This window comes from Streptomyces sp. NPDC006743, from assembly GCF_040703815.1.
GTDB lineage: Bacteria > Actinomycetota > Actinomycetes > Streptomycetales > Streptomycetaceae > Streptomyces.
Genome location: NZ_JBEYJA010000007.1, coordinates 210,857 through 228,507, shown reverse-complemented (window position 1 = coordinate 228,507; position 17,651 = coordinate 210,857). Strand labels below are relative to the sequence as shown.

The 17,651-nt window shown below is 70.1% G+C and carries 9 protein-coding genes and 2 pseudogenes; 8 read left to right on the top strand and 3 right to left on the bottom strand.

What is annotated here, in order from left to right; genetic code table 11:
* Window positions 1-4: 4 nt before the first annotated feature.
* On the bottom strand, window positions 5-871 hold the full coding sequence (locus ABZ719_RS09280) for a phytanoyl-CoA dioxygenase family protein (RefSeq protein WP_366724583.1): 867 nt from the start codon (window positions 869-871) through the stop codon (window positions 5-7).
* Between the two features lie 422 nt (window positions 872-1,293).
* Here ABZ719_RS09280 and ABZ719_RS09275 point away from each other — a divergent pair, with 422 nt between their 5' ends.
* The 4 genes and pseudogenes from ABZ719_RS09275 (at window position 1,294) to ABZ719_RS09260 (ending at window position 5,310) form a co-directional block, all read left to right on the top strand.
* Window positions 1,294-1,656 (top strand): hypothetical protein, encoded by a 363-nt coding sequence (locus ABZ719_RS09275; protein WP_366724582.1) that lies wholly within the window; start codon window positions 1,294-1,296, stop codon window positions 1,654-1,656.
* Window positions 1,653-2,311, top strand: a pseudogene (locus ABZ719_RS09270) (nucleotidyl transferase AbiEii/AbiGii toxin family protein). Before ABZ719_RS09275 ends, ABZ719_RS09270 begins: the two are co-directional and overlap by 4 nt.
* 246 nt (window positions 2,312-2,557) lie before the next feature.
* Window positions 2,558-2,857: pseudogene (locus tag ABZ719_RS09265) on the top strand (transposase); the annotation flags it as partial.
* Window positions 2,858-3,297: 440 nt separating this feature from the next.
* Window positions 3,298-5,310 (top strand): N-6 DNA methylase, encoded by a 2,013-nt coding sequence (locus ABZ719_RS09260; RefSeq protein ID WP_366724581.1) that lies wholly within the window; start codon window positions 3,298-3,300, stop codon window positions 5,308-5,310.
* A 56-nt stretch (window positions 5,311-5,366) separates the two neighbouring features.
* Here ABZ719_RS09260 and ABZ719_RS09255 read toward each other — a convergent pair whose 3' ends face one another.
* Window positions 5,367-6,872: a serine/threonine-protein kinase gene (locus ABZ719_RS09255; protein ID WP_366724580.1), complete on the bottom strand. Its 1,506-nt coding sequence runs from the start codon at window positions 6,870-6,872 to the stop codon at window positions 5,367-5,369.
* A gap of 144 nt (window positions 6,873-7,016) precedes the next feature.
* On the opposite strand from ABZ719_RS09255, the gene ABZ719_RS09250 reads away from it, so the two are divergent.
* Genes ABZ719_RS09250 through ABZ719_RS09235 form a run of 4 tightly spaced genes read left to right on the top strand, consistent with a single transcriptional unit; the run spans window position 7,017 to window position 16,579 of the window.
* Window positions 7,017-8,678 (top strand): PD-(D/E)XK nuclease family protein, encoded by a 1,662-nt coding sequence (locus ABZ719_RS09250; protein ID WP_366724579.1) that lies wholly within the window; start codon window positions 7,017-7,019, stop codon window positions 8,676-8,678.
* Window positions 8,675-9,826 carry a hypothetical protein gene (locus ABZ719_RS09245; protein ID WP_366724578.1) on the top strand — a complete coding sequence of 384 codons (1,152 nt, stop codon included), beginning with the start codon at window positions 8,675-8,677 and terminating at the stop codon, window positions 9,824-9,826. Before ABZ719_RS09250 ends, ABZ719_RS09245 begins: the two co-directional genes overlap by 4 nt.
* Window positions 9,819-13,502 carry a hypothetical protein gene (locus ABZ719_RS09240; RefSeq protein ID WP_366724577.1) on the top strand — a complete coding sequence of 1,228 codons (3,684 nt, stop codon included), beginning with the start codon at window positions 9,819-9,821 and terminating at the stop codon, window positions 13,500-13,502. Before ABZ719_RS09245 ends, ABZ719_RS09240 begins: the two co-directional genes overlap by 8 nt.
* 56 nt (window positions 13,503-13,558) lie before the next feature.
* On the top strand, window positions 13,559-16,579 hold the full coding sequence (locus ABZ719_RS09235) for a DUF3962 domain-containing protein (RefSeq protein WP_366724576.1): 3,021 nt from the start codon (window positions 13,559-13,561) through the stop codon (window positions 16,577-16,579).
* Between the two features lie 57 nt (window positions 16,580-16,636).
* Here ABZ719_RS09235 and ABZ719_RS09230 read toward each other — a convergent pair whose 3' ends face one another.
* Complete coding sequence (locus ABZ719_RS09230) at window positions 16,637-17,617, bottom strand: serine/threonine-protein kinase (RefSeq protein ID WP_366724575.1); 981 nt, start codon at window positions 17,615-17,617, stop codon at window positions 16,637-16,639.
* Window positions 17,618-17,651 lie beyond the last annotated feature (34 nt).

The following is a 17,651-nucleotide window of genomic DNA, read 5'->3' as shown; positions in this document are numbered from 1 at the left end:
GCTCTCACAGACCGAGGTGGTCGCCCAGGTCGGCGTAGTCGACCTGCCACAGGCCAGGCGAGCCCGTCGGGTACTGGGAGCGGAACCCGAGCATGCGCTGGACGCGCGGCGAGAGCGTCCTGGCGACCTCCATGTCGACCAGGAAGGGGTACGCCTCCTCGCCGGTGAGGAAGCCCGGATTGAGGGCGAAGGCCACAGCCCGCCGGTACTCGTCGCCGGTCCGGTTGGCGCCGCCACCGTGCGCGGTCTTGCCGCTGAACAGGAGGGCGTCTCCAGCGTTCATGATCGCGGGAATCGTCTGCTCAGGAGTCCCGCGGTCCTCGAAGTCGCTCCAGTGGTTGCTGCCGGGGATGACCCGGGTGGCGCCGTTGTCCTCCGTGAAGTCCGTCAGGGCGATGAGGAAGTTGAGGGTGACTTCCGGGCCGCCCGGCCCCATCCCGATGAACGGGAACCAGTTCTCCAGGTCCCGGTGCAGCATCTGCGCCTTGCTGTGGGGGCCGATCTCGATCACCTGCGCGGTGGTCATCCAGTACGTGCCCGACTCCGGCAGGAAGATCTGGTCGCAGACCTCGTGGACCAGGGAGTGTTCGAGGATCTCGTGGCGGAACGTGGCGCTGTGCGTGACCAGGTTCGTGAGCCGCTTGGTGTTGCTGCCGTGGAACGCGGCCACCATTTCGTTCTCGTGGGTCGAGCCCGGGCGAAGCGCCCGCAGCGGCGGCTCGATCTCGGCGTTGAAGCGGTTCATCTGCTCCGTCGTCAGGAAGTTCCTGACGATGACGCCTCCGTCGCGGGCCAGGAGCTTGATGATCTCGTCCGTCGGCGTGTCGGTCGCCACCGACGAAAGGGACTGCGGCTGCTTCCGTGCTGTCATGCGGATTCTCTCCCTCGACGTGAATCTCGGTCGACCGGACCCCGACCGGCCTGCGGCAAGCCCGCTTCCGGGGCGACTGTGCTGTGCTCCTCGCCGTTCCTGCGGCTTGTGGCGTCACTCTCGCCAGCCACGACCGCCGGCGAGAACGACAGCGGGCACCTGCTTCGCCCGGGTCCGGTGCACGGTGCACCGGCCGGCCCTCGCGGACGGCGAGGGTCTCCGGTACCGGCACCCGTGGCCGCCGAGGTCTGCAGGGCAGCCGGTTGCCGCGCCACCTGGGGCCTACACGGGTAGGCGATGATGCGCTAAGCGCCCACCGGGTGAGATGTCCGAGGGAAGAGCGGGCGGCCGCCCGACGTACGTACGACAGTGGGACCCCCGTATCCGCCATGCCGCCGCCTCCCGGCAGCGATACTGGATGCATGGACACGACGACCACCGCGCCCCGTGCCGAGGTGCTGCGGGACCGCTACCGCAGCCGACTGCCCGAGCGCTTGCAGGAGCTGGCCGGCCCCGTCGAGGGCAGCGTGGACTTGCCGCTCCACATCGCCTGGTCCGGGCGGACGAGCTACAGCCTGGACCGTCCGAAGTCCCGCATGACGCTTTACCGGACCGTCCTCGCCGAAGGACTGAGTGAGGACCTGGTGGCCCTCCTGCACCACCGGCTGCTCACCGAGCAGTGGCCCGTGCTGCGGCGCTTGATCAGTCCCTACATCCGCGAGGTCTGGGAGGACGCCTTCCCCGAGCTGCTCCGCACCGCTACGACCAGCGCGACCGCCGCGTGAAGCTCACTCCGCTCCACGAGCGCCTCCTCGCCGACATTCTCGACATCGGCTCCCCCTACCCTCTGGTCCTCACCGGCGGATACGCCGTCCAGGCCCACGGCCTGGTCGAACGCTTCAGCCGCGACCTCGACGTCGCCACCGAGAACCCTGCTCCGATGCAGGAGATCGTCACCTCACTCACAGCCGGCCTCAGCGCGCGCGGATGGCGGACCACGCACGTCCAGACCGATCCGCTCAGCGGCCGGTTCCTCGTCACCGATCCGGACACCGGCGAGGAGTGCGAGGTCGACGTTCTCAAGAGGCGTTCTGGGCTCCGCCTGCCCAGACCCCCTACGGCCCCGTTCTTTCCCTCGATGACGTGATCGGCACCAAGGTCCGTGCCCTCGCCGACCGCGGCACCGTCCGCGACCTCATCGACGTCCAGGCTGCCTCCCGCCACCGCTCCACCGCAGACCTCGAATCCCTGGGCCGCCGTCGCGCCCATGACGAGTTCAGCCTCGAAGACCTCCGGGACCGGCTGATCGGCGCGGACTGGTACGAGGATGAGGACTACACCGCGTACGGGCTCACCTCTCGGCAGATCGAAGAACTCAAGGCGTGGGCGCTGGAGTGGGCGGAGGATCTGGGCGCGCGGATCCACGACGAGAACGCCTGAGAGGCGGTCATCGCGTCCATCCCCTCTACCGCCGTTGCAACGAGAGGATGCGGTGTGGCCAGCAGGTTCCAACCCGGAGCCGTCCACGGTGGTGGCTGCCTGCACGGCGGATGTGCAGGGCAGCCGAGCGATACCCCGCAGTGGACTCACGGCGAAACCGGGTTGCGGTAGCGGTCGAACACTGCAGCCCTCTCCCTCTCCCGCTCCCATGTTCCAGTCCGGGTCTCGACGGCGGAAGTCGTCCCGCTACGGAACGTGTTCGAACAGCCCGGCGCCGACGTGGCAAAGCTCAGATGGCACACGTCCTGGACACCTTGGAGGCTAGGCTTCCCAAGGCGGCGGCTCACTTGGACGATGCCCGGCATGATCTGCTGGCCTCCGCAGCCTTCCTGCGGGAGATCTAGCGGCAGATCTGGTCAAACAACCCGCAGGGGCGGCTGAACAAGAAAGATCCGGCGTCGCGCCGACGTGGTCGGCATCTTCTCCGACTGCACCGCCGTCATCCGCATGGTCGGGGCGGTCTTGGCCGAGCAGGACGACGAGTGGCCCGATGCTTACCGTGAGTCGGGTCGCTTCGATGACGACCTGATGGTTGGGCGAGTGAGGTTGGTTCTTCGACTGCTTGGTGATGGGTGTCATCGCGAGTGGGCGCCAGGGTGCCTCCACGGTCAGCATCGTATCCCTGCAGAATCGCTTGCCCTGCTGCATCGTCGGCGAGGGCCCGAGGCGGTCGCCGACGAGGTCTGCTCGCGACTCCGAGATGCCGAGGCGTGGTGTGATCGGCAGCATTCGATCCTCCAGCGCAGACCCCAGGGCAGTCCCCTGCCTGCGGGGCGGACTCGGCAGTCAACTCATGACGTCACCCAGCAGTGGCGGTACTGTGAAAACTAAGTCAATGACGCACTCGGAAGGATGGTGCGAAACGTAATGCCGTGGCGTAGCGTTACCCGGCGATATTGAGACATCCATGAGACCGGAAGGACACCATGGCCCAGCACGACGAGCCGGTGACCGTGACACTGGCCGGCATCGCCCGGCTCGCTGGTGTGGGGCGTGCAGCCGTCAGCAACTGGCGTCGGCGGCATGATGACTTCCCGTCCCCGGTGGCCGGTACGGACGCCAGTCCGCAGTTCTCCCTCGACTCGGTCGAGGAGTGGCTGACCAGGCATGGAAAGGGCGGCACTGTCGCTAGTGGCTGGGAGCGCTTGTGGCCTCGTATCGAGGACTTGGGTGACCGGGACCGCATGGGACTCCTCATCGCTCATGTGGGCAGGCAGTTGAGCAAGGGCGGTGCGATGCCGACGGAGTACGCCGCATCGGACGCGACTGGACCGGAGCGGGCTTTGGCGGAGGAAGCCCTTCGCCTGGCGCGGAAGGACGGCGAGAGCAGAAGCAGCGGATTCCTTTTTCTCCTGGGGCGCTGGCTCGGCACGCATGTGCGACAGATCGCCACGACTCCGCCTCCCCTCGCCGATCTCATGACGGACATCGCACAGGCGGCGCGGGACGGAGAACGTGTGCGCTCTGTCGTCGATCCGGCTTGTGGCACCGGAGGACTGCTCGTCGCAGCAGCGCGGCGATGGGCGGGTGAGGGTAGCCTCGAACTGGCCGGCCACGACCGTGACCCTGTTCTCGTGAGGCTCGCAGAAGCCTGGTTGTCCTTGGAGGCACCGGAAACAGGACGCAAGGTGCTGGCGGCCGACACGCTGCGGGACGATCCTCTGCCCCAGGCCGATGCGGACCTGGTTCTGTGCAACCCTCCTTCCAATGAGCGGGACTGGGGACACGGCGAACTCGCCACCGACCAACGCTGGCAATTCGGGCAGCCACCTCGTACCGAGCCCGAATTGGCTTGGGTTCAGCACGTTCTCTCCTTGCTGGGCCCGGAGGGTCTGGCCGTCGTACTGCTGCCACCGGCCGTCGCCTCGCGTCGCGCCGGGCGGCGCATCCGGGCCGGGCTCGTCCGTGCGGGTGCGGTCCGCATGGTGGTGGCGCTACCGGTCGGCGCGGCCCAGCCCTATGGAGTGGGGCTGCATCTCTGGCTGTTGGGTTCACCAGCGGGGGAACACACTGCTTCTTCCGCCTTGTTCGTGGACACGGCCGATTGTCGCCACACTCCAACCACAGGACGCGGTCAAGCTGTGGACTGGGACGCCGTGCGCGATCGGATACTGGCCGGGCTCAGGGGTGACGCGGCTCAGGGGACGGCCGTAGTTCCGGTGCTGGACCTGCTCGGCGACGACACCGATCTCACGCCAGCCCGGCACGTGCCTGCCACGGCAGCCGCCACTGCTGTGGATCTACGCCGGTCATGGACGGACTTCGACGACGCATTGCTGGCGTTGCGTGACAGCAGTCAGGCGCTCCGCGCGCTCACCGCAGTACGTGAGCCGGGTGACCGCCTTGATGTGAGTGTGGCCGAACTCGAGCAGACGGGTGCGGTCACACTGGCCGCGGGAACTCCCTTGCCGGCAGGCTTGGTCCAGCGTGCTCCCCGGCCAGATGAAGCGGTGCCGGTTCTCACCCCCCTACTCATGGGCGAGGGGAACGGCGGTCAGCAGTGGATGACTCCCGAGGATGTGGAGCGCCTGCATGAAGAAGGGGAACTCACGATCACCGCCTTCGGTGATGTGGTGGTTGTGGGCGCCACGCAGGGATACGACGCCTGGGTGGAGACCAAGGCGCCAACAGTGCTCGGCCCCCATCTGCACCGACTGCGTGTCGACCCCGCACGCCTCGACCCGTTCTTCCTGGCGGCATGCCTGAGAGTGCGTTCGAACGCGCGGCGCGCGGGTACGCATGCGTCGGCGTCGTCCCGCATCGACGTACGACGTCTGCGGGCGCTGCGATTGCCCCTGGAGGAGCAGCGACGCCATGGTGAAATCCATCGGCAACTGGTCGAGTTCCAGCATGCCGCAGCGGAAATGAGTTCGATGAGCGACGCTCTGGGGGATGTTCTCGCCGGGCTGTTGGCGGGTGGCGGGCTGGCCGGTGGATGAGGACCTGACACAGGACGCAAGTCATCACTCGTAACACCAGGAGAACACGTCCGCGATCAGCCGTCGGGAAGCCTTTCGAGTAGCGTCTCGACGACCTCCGCGTGTCCCCACTCGGCCAGTTCCTGAGCCACCTCGCGGCAGCGGCGTACGAGTCGGTCGGGCACCTCCGGCAGGAATGCGCATGCCTCCAGGACGACGCGTTCCCAGGAGCGCAGGGCATCGCGTGCGTCGTCCTCTTCCGGAATGGCGCACTCGGCCGCTCCGATCCGGGCCTCCAGAGCCAGGACGTGTTCTGCCGTTCGCACGGCGGCGCCAGCCATCTCACGCGCCACCGCACGGTAGTGGGAACCGGCGCCTGGCCAGTCCCCCGAGAGACGGGCGGCGTCGGCGCGGAGGAGCAGTGCTCGGAGCACATCCGGGTCACGTTTGCCCCAGTGGTTCTGGGCGTCCGGCAGGCACCGCGCGAGCTGCTGTGCGTACGGTCCCGGCCCGTGTTCGGCCAGTTCGGTCTCTGTCTGCACGATCAGGGATCGCAGACCGGCTCGGGTGGGCCCGACCGATGACGGGCGGTGCACCGTGGGCCGACGTCGGCCGGCGGCGGCCGCCTGGCGGGTTCGGGTGTCGGCCGCGTCGGCCGCCGTGGCGATTCCGGTCCTGAACGGTGCGGTGGGGTCCGGCATCAGGACCGGATGTGGGGCCGGGGCGTCAGGCCGTGGAAGGAACGGTTGAAGGGCCGATTCGGCCTCCGCGGCGGTGGGACGTGCGGCGGGATCCTTGTCGAGCATCCGTGCGACAAGGTCGACGAGGCCGTTCGGAAGTCCGTCGACGAAGGCGTCCAGGTGTGGGGCGGGGGTTTCGCAGTGGTGCCGTTCGATCATGTGATCGGGGTTGCTCATCATGAACACATGCTCCCCGGTGACCAGCCGGAACAGGGTGCAGCCGACGCCGTAGAGGTCGGCTGCCGGTCCCGGGTTGCGCTCGCCGAGGATGATCTCCGGAGCTTTGTACCCGATGCTGCCGGGGGTCCGGCCCTCGGTGTGCCGGGTCGCGTCGGGGTCGGTCGGAAGAGCGATGCCGAAGTCGACCAGATGCGCAGTGCCGTCGTCGGCCAGAACGATGTTGTGCGGCTTGATGTCGCGATGAATGACGCCGGCGGCGTGCACGCGCGTCAGGATGCGGAGCACCTGGACGGTGACGGCGACGGCGGCGGTCAGCGTAGGACGATGGGTGACGAGGAAGTCGCGGAGGTTCTTTCCCTCGACGAACTCCGTGACGAGATAGGGCCTTCCGCACGCGAAGTCGTAGTCCACGAGGCGAGGCACCCCTTGCCCGCCCAGCCTTTCGTGCATCGCGCGCTCGCGTTCGAACCGTTTGAAGTCGTTCGCGCCGGGGCGTACGCCGCCATGGTCGGCCGGTCCTTCCCAGAAGGTGCGAGCCAGGAACTTCACGGCGACGGTCCGTCCTGTCATCGGGTCCAGTGCCCGGTACACGCTTCCCATCCCTCCGCTGCGCGGGCCGCCTGTGATCTCGAATCTCCCGGCGAACACCTTCCCGGATTCCATCGTCCTGTCCTCCTCCGTGGTCAACTGCAGCCCGGCTCAACGATAGTGGTGACACGCCAGTTCACATCAAGTCATTTGACTCAGTTCACAGAGTAGGTCACTCTGGCCCATGTTCTGCTCGTCGAGGCGCAAGGAGGCGCTCTCGTGACTGTTCTCGGTAATCCGCCGGGAGTGGACGGCGACGGCGCCCTGATCCGGATCGGTCCGCCGCTGCTGCGTGAAGAAGCCGACGCCTGTCCCGAAGGGCGTGCGCTGCGGGCCCGTCCCCTGCTCATCCAGCAGCCCGGGCGTCCCCGTCGCAAGCCGGTCGAGGACTTCGTGTTCCAGCCGATGGACCGCCTGCTGGACGCCGTGGAGCACGAGGGCAGGACCATCGTTGAGGCCGCCGCGAACCGCTGGCATGTCCGCAACTGCTCGAGCGCACACGCGGAATGGGCACGGGAAGCGGCCCGGACCTTCCTTGCCGCACGTGACCGGGAGCAGTCGACGCGTGTGGCCTCCGGACATCCGGCCACTTCTCCCGTGCAACCGCGCTGGGTGGGCGGAAAGAAATTGAACGCCCTCGACGTACGGGGCGCCGACCAGTACGAACGCACCGCTTGGGGGCGGCAGTACGCGTCCGGAGACGGAACGGTCCGGGAACTCTGGATTCCGTCCCTCGGGCAGGTGAAGACGGACCGCCCGCTTCCGGAGGTGGTCGCCGCCGCGCACGTGCTCGCCACTGGGGTCCCGGCGCGAACGCCCTACATGAAGCGCTCCGAACCTCTCACGTCACCGCAGCCGCAACCAGGCAGGGTCCGCGTTCTCGGCGTCGGTCTCCGCGACGGCTCCACCGCCGTGCTTGGTGACTGGGACGTTGAGGAGGTACAGCGACTGTTCGACCTGCATGTGCGTGGCCCGATGGCCAAGGTGACCGACGGCCGAGGTCGGCGTCCCGGCTCGGACTGTGTCCGGTGCGAGGCGCTCGCCGGCTGCCGGGACATCCCTCGTGCACCCGGCCTGCTCGGGGCGTCGGGGGCGGCCCGGCCCCGCAAGCGGCGCAGTGTCTCCGTCTCCGACCTGCGGGCGTACCGGGACTGCCCGGCCAGGTACCACCTGACCAGGGTGCTCAAGCTGCGTGACGGCCGGACGGAGAACGAGGCGATCCGGCGTGGCCGTGCGGTCGACGCCTGGCTCAACGCATGTCATGGAGCACGGCCGTCGGTGCCCTGCCGGGACATCCCGCTGCCCGACGCCTTGCCGGGTCTCGACGAGACCGAACTGCCCGCGGCCCGGGCCATGATCCGTGCGCACCGGGGTCTGTGTCCGCTGGACGGTCTGCCCGCCACGGAGCGGGTCGAGCCGCAGCGCCGCGTCGCGGTGTACGACGAGCAGGCGGATGTCGTCGTCATCGCCGCCTGCGATGTGGTCTACACGGATGACGGCGGTGTGGTGATCCGCGAGACGAAGACTGCCGCACACCGCTTCGGGGAGCGGCGGAGCCTCGTGGAGACGTTCCCCCAACTGGCGCTGGGCGTAATTCTGCTGGCGTCCGGGGTGCTGGGTGGCGACCCCCGTCGCTCCCGTGTCGAGCTGGAAGTGCTGCGCCCGGACGGAGCACGACTTGAGGAGCTCGACCCCTGCGACGGCCTCACCCTCGACCGGTCCCGGCGAGTCATCGCCGGACTCGCCACCGGCTGGGCTGCCGACGAGGCCTATGCGGCCGAACCCGCCCCGGACTTCGACTGTTCCGACTGCGAGGCGGCGCGCTGGTGTTCCGTGGGACGCTCTCGGCGAGCCGCCGACACCACGGGGGAGACCCGGTGACCGTCGACGACCACGGTGTCGTACCGGCCGCGAACTGGGTGGCGCATGGCGGCGTACCGCTGCTGCGGACGCTCGCCACGGCACTCCTCGCCCTGGAAGCGCAGACCGGCCTGGACTCCTTCACCCTCCCGTACCCCGCTGAGGCGCAGCGAGCACTGGACCGTACGGTGTTGGCCTGCCTGCTGCGTGGCGCCCGCCCGCCCGCCGGGCTGACGGAACTCGTCGACCGCTGCCGGACGGTGCCGCTCGAAGACTGGCCCCTGAGCCTCCCCGCCGATCTGGTGGAACCCGGGGACCGGCTGCTCGATGAGATCTCGGGAAGACCGACCGAGCTGTGCCACGAGTGGGCCGGTCGGAGCCCCGACTCGGCCGCGGTCTCCCGGGACCGCGAAGTCGTCCTCGCCGCCCTCCGCCTGTGCCGTGAGTACGGCGAGGAGGACGCGTACACCGCTTTCCGCGGGCTGCTGGTGCACCGTCCGGTCCTTACGGCCGCCGAGATGTACGAGGTGACCGGCGACGCGGTGCTGGAACCCGTGCACGAACTCATCCGGCGCATCTACAAACCTGTGCCGGAGTCCTACCTGCGGGACGGCGCCTACGTGGCCTGCGGGCGGTGCCTCACCCTGCTGACTCCGGTCGGAGCGGATGAGTGGTGGTGCGAGCGGGACCGCTGTCGTAGCCAGGGGCCGCCACCACCGGGCCGCCGGATCACCTACGACGGAACTCTCACGGTCAGCCAACTGGAGAGGCCACTGCGGCAGTTCGTCACTGGGCCGGGGCGGGCCGAGGCCGACCTGGAACGTGAGCTGCTGGCCTTGGGGCTCCAGGTGCGGATGTGGCCCGGCTACGACGCCTACGACCTCCAGGTGGTGTTCCCCGACGGCTGGCGCTGGGCCGTCGACGTCAAGGACTGGGCACATCCGACGTTCCTCGGCCGTTCCGCCCGGCCCGTCCCCTCGGATCCGGCGTACGACGAGGCGTTCTGGGCGGTGCCGCTGCACCGGGCAGCGGCTCGTCCCCACTATGTCGCGGCCTTCGAACGGGCCCGGCCCGCGAGCGCCGGTGATCTGCCGCTGCTGACCGATGCCGAACTCGTGACCCGTGCGAAGCGACGGCTGCGCACGTGTAAGGGAGACCGCCGTGCGTGACCGTGATAGCTGGCACCGGCCGGTGAGCCGCGAGCTGGCCCTGGTGTGGAACGGGCTGCCTGCTGGGCTCGACGGAGTGAAGCCCGTCCATGTGTGCCAGGTCGAACTCGCACTGCGCCTGCTGCAGCGTCTCGCGCCGCAGGAGCCGGCCGAGGGCGCCTACACGCTGCTGGGCGGCTATCCCTTCGCCCGTGCCGCCGGCCTGGCACACACCCGCGAGCACGAGACGATGCTCGCCGCCGCCCGCCATATGCTGTGGACGCTCCGGCGTGGACGCGCCTGGCACCAGGCCCTCGACGCGTACCGTCTGGTTCCCGAACGGCTGCGTGCCTATGAGCTGCCGGACCCTCGTGAGCGGAGTGCTCCCCGACCGCTGCTGCCAACCGTCGCGGCCGCTCGTATCGCCGTGTACGACCAGGCCCTGGCCAGGATCCCCGACTTTGTCCGCAGGCCGCTTCCCCTGGCACCGGCGGGCCGCAGCAGTTTTCGGGAACTGCGCCGGACGACGTCGGTCACGATTCCCGAGCTCCTCGTCCTGGAGGGACCTTCCGGACACGACCTGTCCGTGGGGCGTGCCGGGGGTTCCGCGCCGCTCACCGTCACGCGGGACGAACTCCTCGACACCGCCCGATGGATGGACAGTGCCGAGCGGGAGGCGGAGATCGAACGGCCGGGGAACTGGGAGGCGCGCATGGCGGACGTGCGTATCGCGCCACGGGACGCGGACGGGCGCGGCTTCACCGACGGCGACGCGTTGCGGCTGGACGGCCTGCTGCATCTGGCGGGCATGGTGGGTGCTGGCAAGAGCACGCTGATGACACTGGTCGCGGTGTGGGCCGCTCGCCGGGAGACCCCGCTGCGCACCACCATCGTCGTAGGGGACGCCGCCGAACAGCTGCGCCTGTGCGAGCTGTTCACCGCTCTCGGGCTGTCAGCCGTTCCACTGCTCGGAGCCAGCACACGCGAGACACATGTGCAGCGGCTCCACCGCCGGCTCGCTTCCCGCGGCCTGGACAACCTCCTCGACCACGATGCGCAGGGTTTCGACGAGCTGAGTACGGCGTGTGTCGTGGACGCGCTCAGGGGAATCGAGGCGGCCAGACCTTTGCGCTATGCCGACGCCCCGTGCACGACCCTGTATCCGGAGCGGAACGCCCCGGAGCGAGGCATAGGGCAGGCGGCCCAGAGCCCTGATCCCCTCCCCGCCGTCTGGGAACCGGGCACGCCACGCACCGTCGAGGGCACGCCCTCCGACCAGGAACCGAAGGGATCCCCCCACGGCTGCCCCATCTGGGCCGAGTGCCCGCGTCACCGGTCGGTCCGTGCGCAGGTCGACGCACTGATCTGGGTGGCCAACCCGGCAAGCCTGGTGCAGAGCGCGGTGCCCTCGCATCTCAACGACGAGCGGTTGCGGCAGCTCGAGCTGGCCTGCATCCGCAGCGACATCGTCTTCGTCGACGAGGCCGATTCCGTGCAGATGAAATTCGACGAGCTGTTCGCCCCATCGGCCACCCTCGTCCAACCCGGCCTCGAGTCCTGGCTCGACCGGCTGCACACGCACAAGATCGAGGAACTCTCCCGTCAGGGACGGCTCCCCCTGACGGACCGCCAGGTCGAACAGTGGAACGCGGCCCTGGCGGTCGTCACGGTCGCCGCCGACCGGCTGTACCGCCTGCTGATCTCCGACGAACCGCTGAGGGACTGGGTCGACACCGAATACTTCAGTCCGTGGGCGCTCCAGGAGAAGCTCCTCGCCGACTGGTTCGACGAAGTACTAGGTCCCGACGCCTTCCGTGCCGCTGACGGACTCGAAGCGATGGCCGACGAACAGGAGCTGTACGAAGGGTACGAGGACGACACCGACGGCGCAGAACCCGACAGGGCACCCACCGCACCCCGCGACCCGCGTCGGGACGAACTCGCCGCGCTGCTCGATGCCTTCCGCGACGACCCACTCGGCGGCCGCGGGCGGCGCGGCACGCTCACCGACACCATGGTCGAAACCACCCAGGACCTCCTGTACGGCCTGTCCGCCCCCCGCACCCGGGACCGGGTCCGCGGGCTTCTCGGCGAGATGCTGCGGCAGACCCCGGTCGCGGACGGCGGCCGGGCGTCGGCCGGGGAGGCGTACGAGAAGTGGCTCGACCTGACCTGTCGCCGCCTGGAGTTCACCCTGCTCCTGTCTGCCCTGCACCAGCGTCTGGACCGCCTCACCCACCTGTGGCCGCACGTGGAGGCCGCGCTGCGCCTCGGCACCCAGGGCAAGGAACTGGCCCGCCGCGCCCCCTTGGACTACGCGCCGCTGATCCCAGAGGCGCCCATGGGCAACGTCCTCGGTTTCCAGTACCTCCCCGATGACCGGGAGCGTGACGAGATCGGCCGCACCAGCGGAACCCTGCGCTTCTTCCGCTGCGCCGGCGTCGGACGTGAACTCCTCCTTTCCCTTCCGGAGCTGGGTGCGGACCGCGCGGCCGGACGCCCGGGACCCCATGTGGTGCTGATGTCGGGAACCAGCTGGGCCGGCGAGTCCACCCGGGCCCACGTGCTCGCCCCGGTGGGAGCGGTCCTGAAACCGTCCGCCCGATCGCTCGAAGCGGTGGCACGCACCCGTTTCGACACCCACTTCCTCTACGACGAGGAGGGCAGGCCGATGAGCCTGTCCGGGACGGCCCCCAAGGCCCGGACCACACAGGCACGCGCGATCGCCGCCAAGCTGGGCCGGCCCGGCCCCGGCGGCTGCGACAGCCCTCTCGACCTGGAACTGGCCAAGGTCGCCGACGACCACCGCAAGCGGGCCCTGCTGCTGGTGGGCAGCTACCGGGAGGCCTACGCCGTCGCCGACACCCTGGACGCCGAGGAGCGGTGGCAGGGCCGGGTCCGGGTGCTCGTACCGGACGACGCCGACCTCGACCAGGCCCTGCACGGCGCAGGCGTTGCGGAGGGCGGGACCACCTCGTCCACCCTGCGCCGCGGCGATCTCGCGCTGTTCGCCGAAGACCCATCCGCGGAAGTCCTGGTCGCCCCGCTGCTGGCGGTCGAACGCGGCCACAACATCCTCAACGTCCAGCGCAACGCCGCCTTCGGCACCGCGCTCTTCCTCGCCCGCCCGCATCCCCGGCCCGACGAGCTGTCCCTGTCGGTCTTCGCCGTCAACGACTGGATCAGCCGCTTCGTCCGCGACCGGCCGCGCGCCGACGACCTCCCAGGGCCCGCCACCTTCACCGAGCTGGTCACCCAGGCCACCACACTGGACCAGGCGGGCCGCGCTCTGAGGTTCGCGGGCCGCCAGGAGTGGCGTCGGCTGCTGTCACGGCGCTACATCTACTCCCGGCTGTCCCCCTGGGAGAAGCGCGCGTTCGCATGGGACCAGTTGGTCACCATGTGGCAGGTCATCGGCCGCCTGGTACGAGGTGGAGTACCCGCCAGGGTCGTATTCGTCGACGCGGCCTTCGCTCCCCGGCTGGCGCGGTCCCTCGCTCCCACGGCTTCGGACGCCGCCGTCCCGGCCGCCGACGGCCTGCTGCGGGCCCTGCGGTCGGTTCTGTCACCGTACTTCGCCCCCGACGCCGATCCGGACGCCTTCCCGGACCCGACCGACCCGGCACTGGCCCGACTGCTCTACCAGCCCTTCCACGACGCCCTGTTGACCCTCGGCCACCACCGGCCCGTCCGCTGAGGTGGCCTGCGCCGGCCCGCATGTCACCGCCGCATCCCTCCGAAGGAGGTTCCGCCATGCCCGTGAACTACCGCACCGTCCGCACCGCCGCCTGGCTCCCGGCCGGCCCCCGGACCACCCTTACCGCGCGCTACCGCGCCCTGCCCTTCCCCGAACAGTGGCGGGACGCGGTCCTCGCCCTGTGCAACGCCGGCCGCGATCCGCAGGCGGAGCCGTACCGGACCGTACCCACCCGCCGCCTGGAACAGGTCCTGCAGGCCTTCGCCCCGGACGTCCTTGTGCTGCCCCGGCCGCCCTTCCACGAGCGGGGAGAGGAACCGGAACGATGGCTGTACATCGCCGAGGACGCTCCCGACCCGCTGCCCCCGCACGTTCTCACCCCGTTGCTCAACCGCTGGCTGCGCGAGCTGCGGCCCGAACCGGAGCACCGAGCCCTGCTCAAGGACGTCCGCACCCAGCTCGCCGAGCGCCCACCCGAGTGGGAACCCGTCGAGCGCGAACTGCTGGCCTGCGGCAGCACCCGGGGCGGCACCGCCGCGCCGGCCGCCCACCAGTTCACCCTCACCACGGACTGGCTGGCCCGCCGGGTCCTGGCCCTGGGCCCGTACCCGTACGAGGGCGGGCAGCTGCACTTCCGCGCCATGCCGCGCGGCCCCCGGGACCAGGGCGCGGAGCTGGTCTCGCAGCCCCTGCCGTACGAGCCGTCGCCGGGCAAGGGCACCTGGTGGTTCTCCGTCGTCCTCAACATCACCCTGCACACTGTGCCGTTCGACCCCCTGCCCCGTTTCCACCTCCACTGGTCCGTCCGCCGCTGGGCGACGCGCACATCGCCCGCGACGGGACGGGTGCGGCTGCCGTACGGAAGCCGGACCACGGTGCTGCTGCGCCCCCGGGTGCCGGTGCTGCCCGGAGTGCCGCTCAGTGAGCGGTACGCCGTCGCCCAGCTGGAGCGGCGCTGGGACAAGGAACGGGGCGAGTTCGCCGACGGCTGGGCCTTCGGCGGGCCGGCCCGGCTACTCCAGGACGTCTCCCTCGGTGAACCGTTCCCCGACGCCGACGCGATTGTGACGGACCCCGAGGAATGGCTGCGGCGCGACGCGCGGGCCGGGATCGTGTACCGCACCGCGATGGGCGGACACGAGGTCAAGGCCGGCTTGATGCCGAACCAGTGCTCGGAGCTGACGGCCTGGGCGCAAGCGGCCCTTCCCGCCGAACTGCGCACGGCGCCGGACCTCACGCACACCACGCTCGCCGCGGCAAAACCGCTCAACGGCCCGCCCTCCAGTGTCCCCAAGACGGCACGGGAAGAAGAGGAGACCCGTCGCTGCGCCGAGCGTCGGGCGGTGGTGGCCTTCGCCGTCGGAGAACTCGGCGCCACGCCGACCGAGGACGGCCGACCGGTACTGGAAGCGCGGCTGCTGTGGCAGTCGGCCGAGATGCGGGACGCGGCCCTCGAAGCACTCGCCAAGCGGCTCGGCCTGAAGGGCGACGGTGGTTCCTTCACCGAGCAGGAGTACGACGCCGCCGACCCGGGCCGTCCGGTGGTGCACGAGTGGCAGGCGCCGGAACTCACCGTCCGCGTGCGGTGCCTGCGGCCTGTCGTGCGCCAGGACGACGGTACCGGCCATGCCCTGACCGCAGGCCTCGGCCTTCCGGAGGGCGTACGGCGCACCCGGGAGGTGCTCACCGCGGCCGTGGAGGAGCGGCGGGCCGAGACGGCGGCGTGGCTGACCGGTGACCAGACCGGGGACGCGCCCGCACTGGCCTTGGTGGAGATCGACCGCCCCGCTGATTTCGCGTCCCGGGAGCACGACCCCAAGTTCGCCCTGCGGCTCGGCTGCGCCGACGCCGGCTTCGTCACACAGTTCGTGGCGCTCCCCAAGAAGACCAAGGGATACAACTCCTTGGGCAGTATGGACCACCGGGCCCTGATGGCCTGGGACGACGGACTGCGGCAGCTGGGCGCCCGGGTCCATCCCGAGCACGGCATCGAGCAGGGTGTTCCGCAGGGAATGCGGTACGCCGCGGTCTGGATGGTCCGCAAGAACCACACCGCGCGCAACCGCTGGGCCGCCGATGTCCCGGTCGCCGTCCTGGTCACCCCGCAGGCGCCCGGGAGCGGTCTGGCCCGGGTCCAAGGCTGGGACCCGTGTGCCGACGACGGCGCGGGGGCATGGGTCCCGTATCCGGTCATGCTGCTCAGACTGACCCATCTCGCCGAAGTGCGGCCCTCCGTGCCGGCGCCGCGGACGGAGGGCGAGACGGCGCCCGCCGGACGCCGCAGCTGGCGCGCCGACCGTGAGGAGCAGCGGCGGACCGCGGAGGAGTGGCTGCAGAAGGTACGCGCGTCGCTGCGCCGCCGGCCCACGATGCTCCTGGTCGACGCGCAGAACGCCCGGTCGCACTGGACCTGGCTACAGGACGGCCGTACGGAGCGGGACCGCATCCGTGACGGGCACGCCGAACCGCGGCGCCTTGCTCCGGACCTGCGACTGGTGCGGGTGCGCACGGGGAAGGGCCGCGAGACCGCCCAGTGGTGGGGGGTGAACCCCAAGGACGGACCCAACGGCATCGCGTCACATCTCTGGATCCCGGAAGACGACGGAACGGGACGGGTCTTCTACAGCACCACCCCCAAGCCTGTTCAGTTCAGCACCTCGGCCGTGGAGGCGGACAAGTTGACACCGCGTCCGCTCCGAAAGGGCAAGCGCAAGGGGGAGCTGACCATCGACACGGGGACGGTGGGCTGGACGCCCGCCCTCGTTGAACTCGCCATCCTCGGCTGCCACGCCGACGACGGGGACGACCCGCAGGCCCTCGCCCTCGCCGCCCACCTGCTGCGCCAGCCCCCCGACTACCCCCAGGCGCTCGCCCTGCCGCTGCCGCTGCACCTGGCGGGCCTGGGGCAGCAGTACGTGCTGCCGACGCGGCCCGAGGGGGAGGCCGATCCGGTGGACGGCGTGGAAGCCGTGGCGGATCCGGATCCGGCCACGACAGCGGCAGCGGGTCTCGCCCTCGAACCGGAGCAGCCCGAATCCGCTGATGAGCAGGAACAGTTGGCACTGTTCGGGGTCTGACCCCGACGAGAACAGGGCCGACGGGAGTGTGTGGTCCGGGCCGACTGCCGCGCGCGGTCAGCGGCCCGGACCGTTTCTCAGCCGGCCGGTCGCCCGGGCCCAGGCCCGCACCGGTCGTGCGTCGGGACCCATCGGATGGGTGAAGGGGCGCAGCGGGTCCACCTCCGCCCACGGCACCAGTGCCTTTTCGGGTGCACGGCGTGCGGGTAACCACGCGGAGAGACGCTGCCATACCTCACCCGCGTGCACAGGCCGCTCGTCGGGCTCCTTGGCCAGCAGCTGGAGCACGAGTTCCTCCAGCGCGGTGGGGATTCCGCGGCGCAGTTCTCGAGGTGGCGCGGGCGGCTTCTCCAGGATCATGCCGGGCAGCATGAGTTCGGAGTCGTGGGCGAAGACGGGCTCGGCCGTCAGCATCGCGTAGAGCAGACAGCCGAGCGCGTACAGGTCCGTGCGCGCGTCGACCGGCTTGCCCCGGATCTGCTCCGGTGCCATGCATTCCAGGCTTCCGGGGCGCTCGCCGGTCGTGGTGAGCGACGTCGTCTCGGGATCGAGGAAGGCGGCCACACCGAAGTCCAGGACCTTCACCACCCCGTCCGTGCGAATGACGACGTTGCTGCCCTTGAGATCGCGGTGCACGACATCACGTGCGTGAACCGAACCCAGGACAGAGGCGATCTGCACACCGATCGAGGCGGTCTCCTCGACGGAGAGCGGGCCCTCCTCGACGATCCGGTCACTGAGGGCGAGCCCGATCACGTACTGCATCACGAGGAAACGCGTGCCGTTCTCCTCGCCGAGGTCGTAGACGGTCGCCAGCCCGGGGTGGTCGAGCCGGGCGACGGCCTGCGCCTCACGGCGGAACCGCTCGGCGTCGCGGGCGCGTTGCTCCTCGGTGAGACCGAGGCCGGTGCTCATGGTCTTCAGCGCCACGTCGCGGCCGAGGTTCTCGTCGTGCGCGAGCCAGACGACGCCCATACCGCCCCGGCCGATGAGGTTCTTGATCCGGTATCTACCGGCGATCAGCGATCCCGTGTTCATCCGCGGTGTGGCCCCGTCTCCTCCGTCGTCCCGA

Excerpts from the sequence above, each read along its gene's own strand:
- ABZ719_RS09280 (WP_366724583.1), bottom strand. The coding sequence starts at position 871 with ATGACAGCACGGAAGCAGCCGCAGTCCCTTTCGTCGGTGGCGACCGAC.
- ABZ719_RS09275 (WP_366724582.1), top strand. The coding sequence starts at position 1,294 with ATGGACACGACGACCACCGCGCCCCGTGCCGAGGTGCTGCGGGACCGC.
- ABZ719_RS09260 (WP_366724581.1), top strand. The coding sequence starts at position 3,298 with ATGGCCCAGCACGACGAGCCGGTGACCGTGACACTGGCCGGCATCGCC.
- ABZ719_RS09255 (WP_366724580.1), bottom strand. The coding sequence starts at position 6,872 with ATGGAATCCGGGAAGGTGTTCGCCGGGAGATTCGAGATCACAGGCGGC.
- ABZ719_RS09235 (WP_366724576.1), top strand. The coding sequence starts at position 13,559 with ATGCCCGTGAACTACCGCACCGTCCGCACCGCCGCCTGGCTCCCGGCC.
- ABZ719_RS09230 (WP_366724575.1), bottom strand. The coding sequence starts at position 17,617 with ATGAACACGGGATCGCTGATCGCCGGTAGATACCGGATCAAGAACCTC.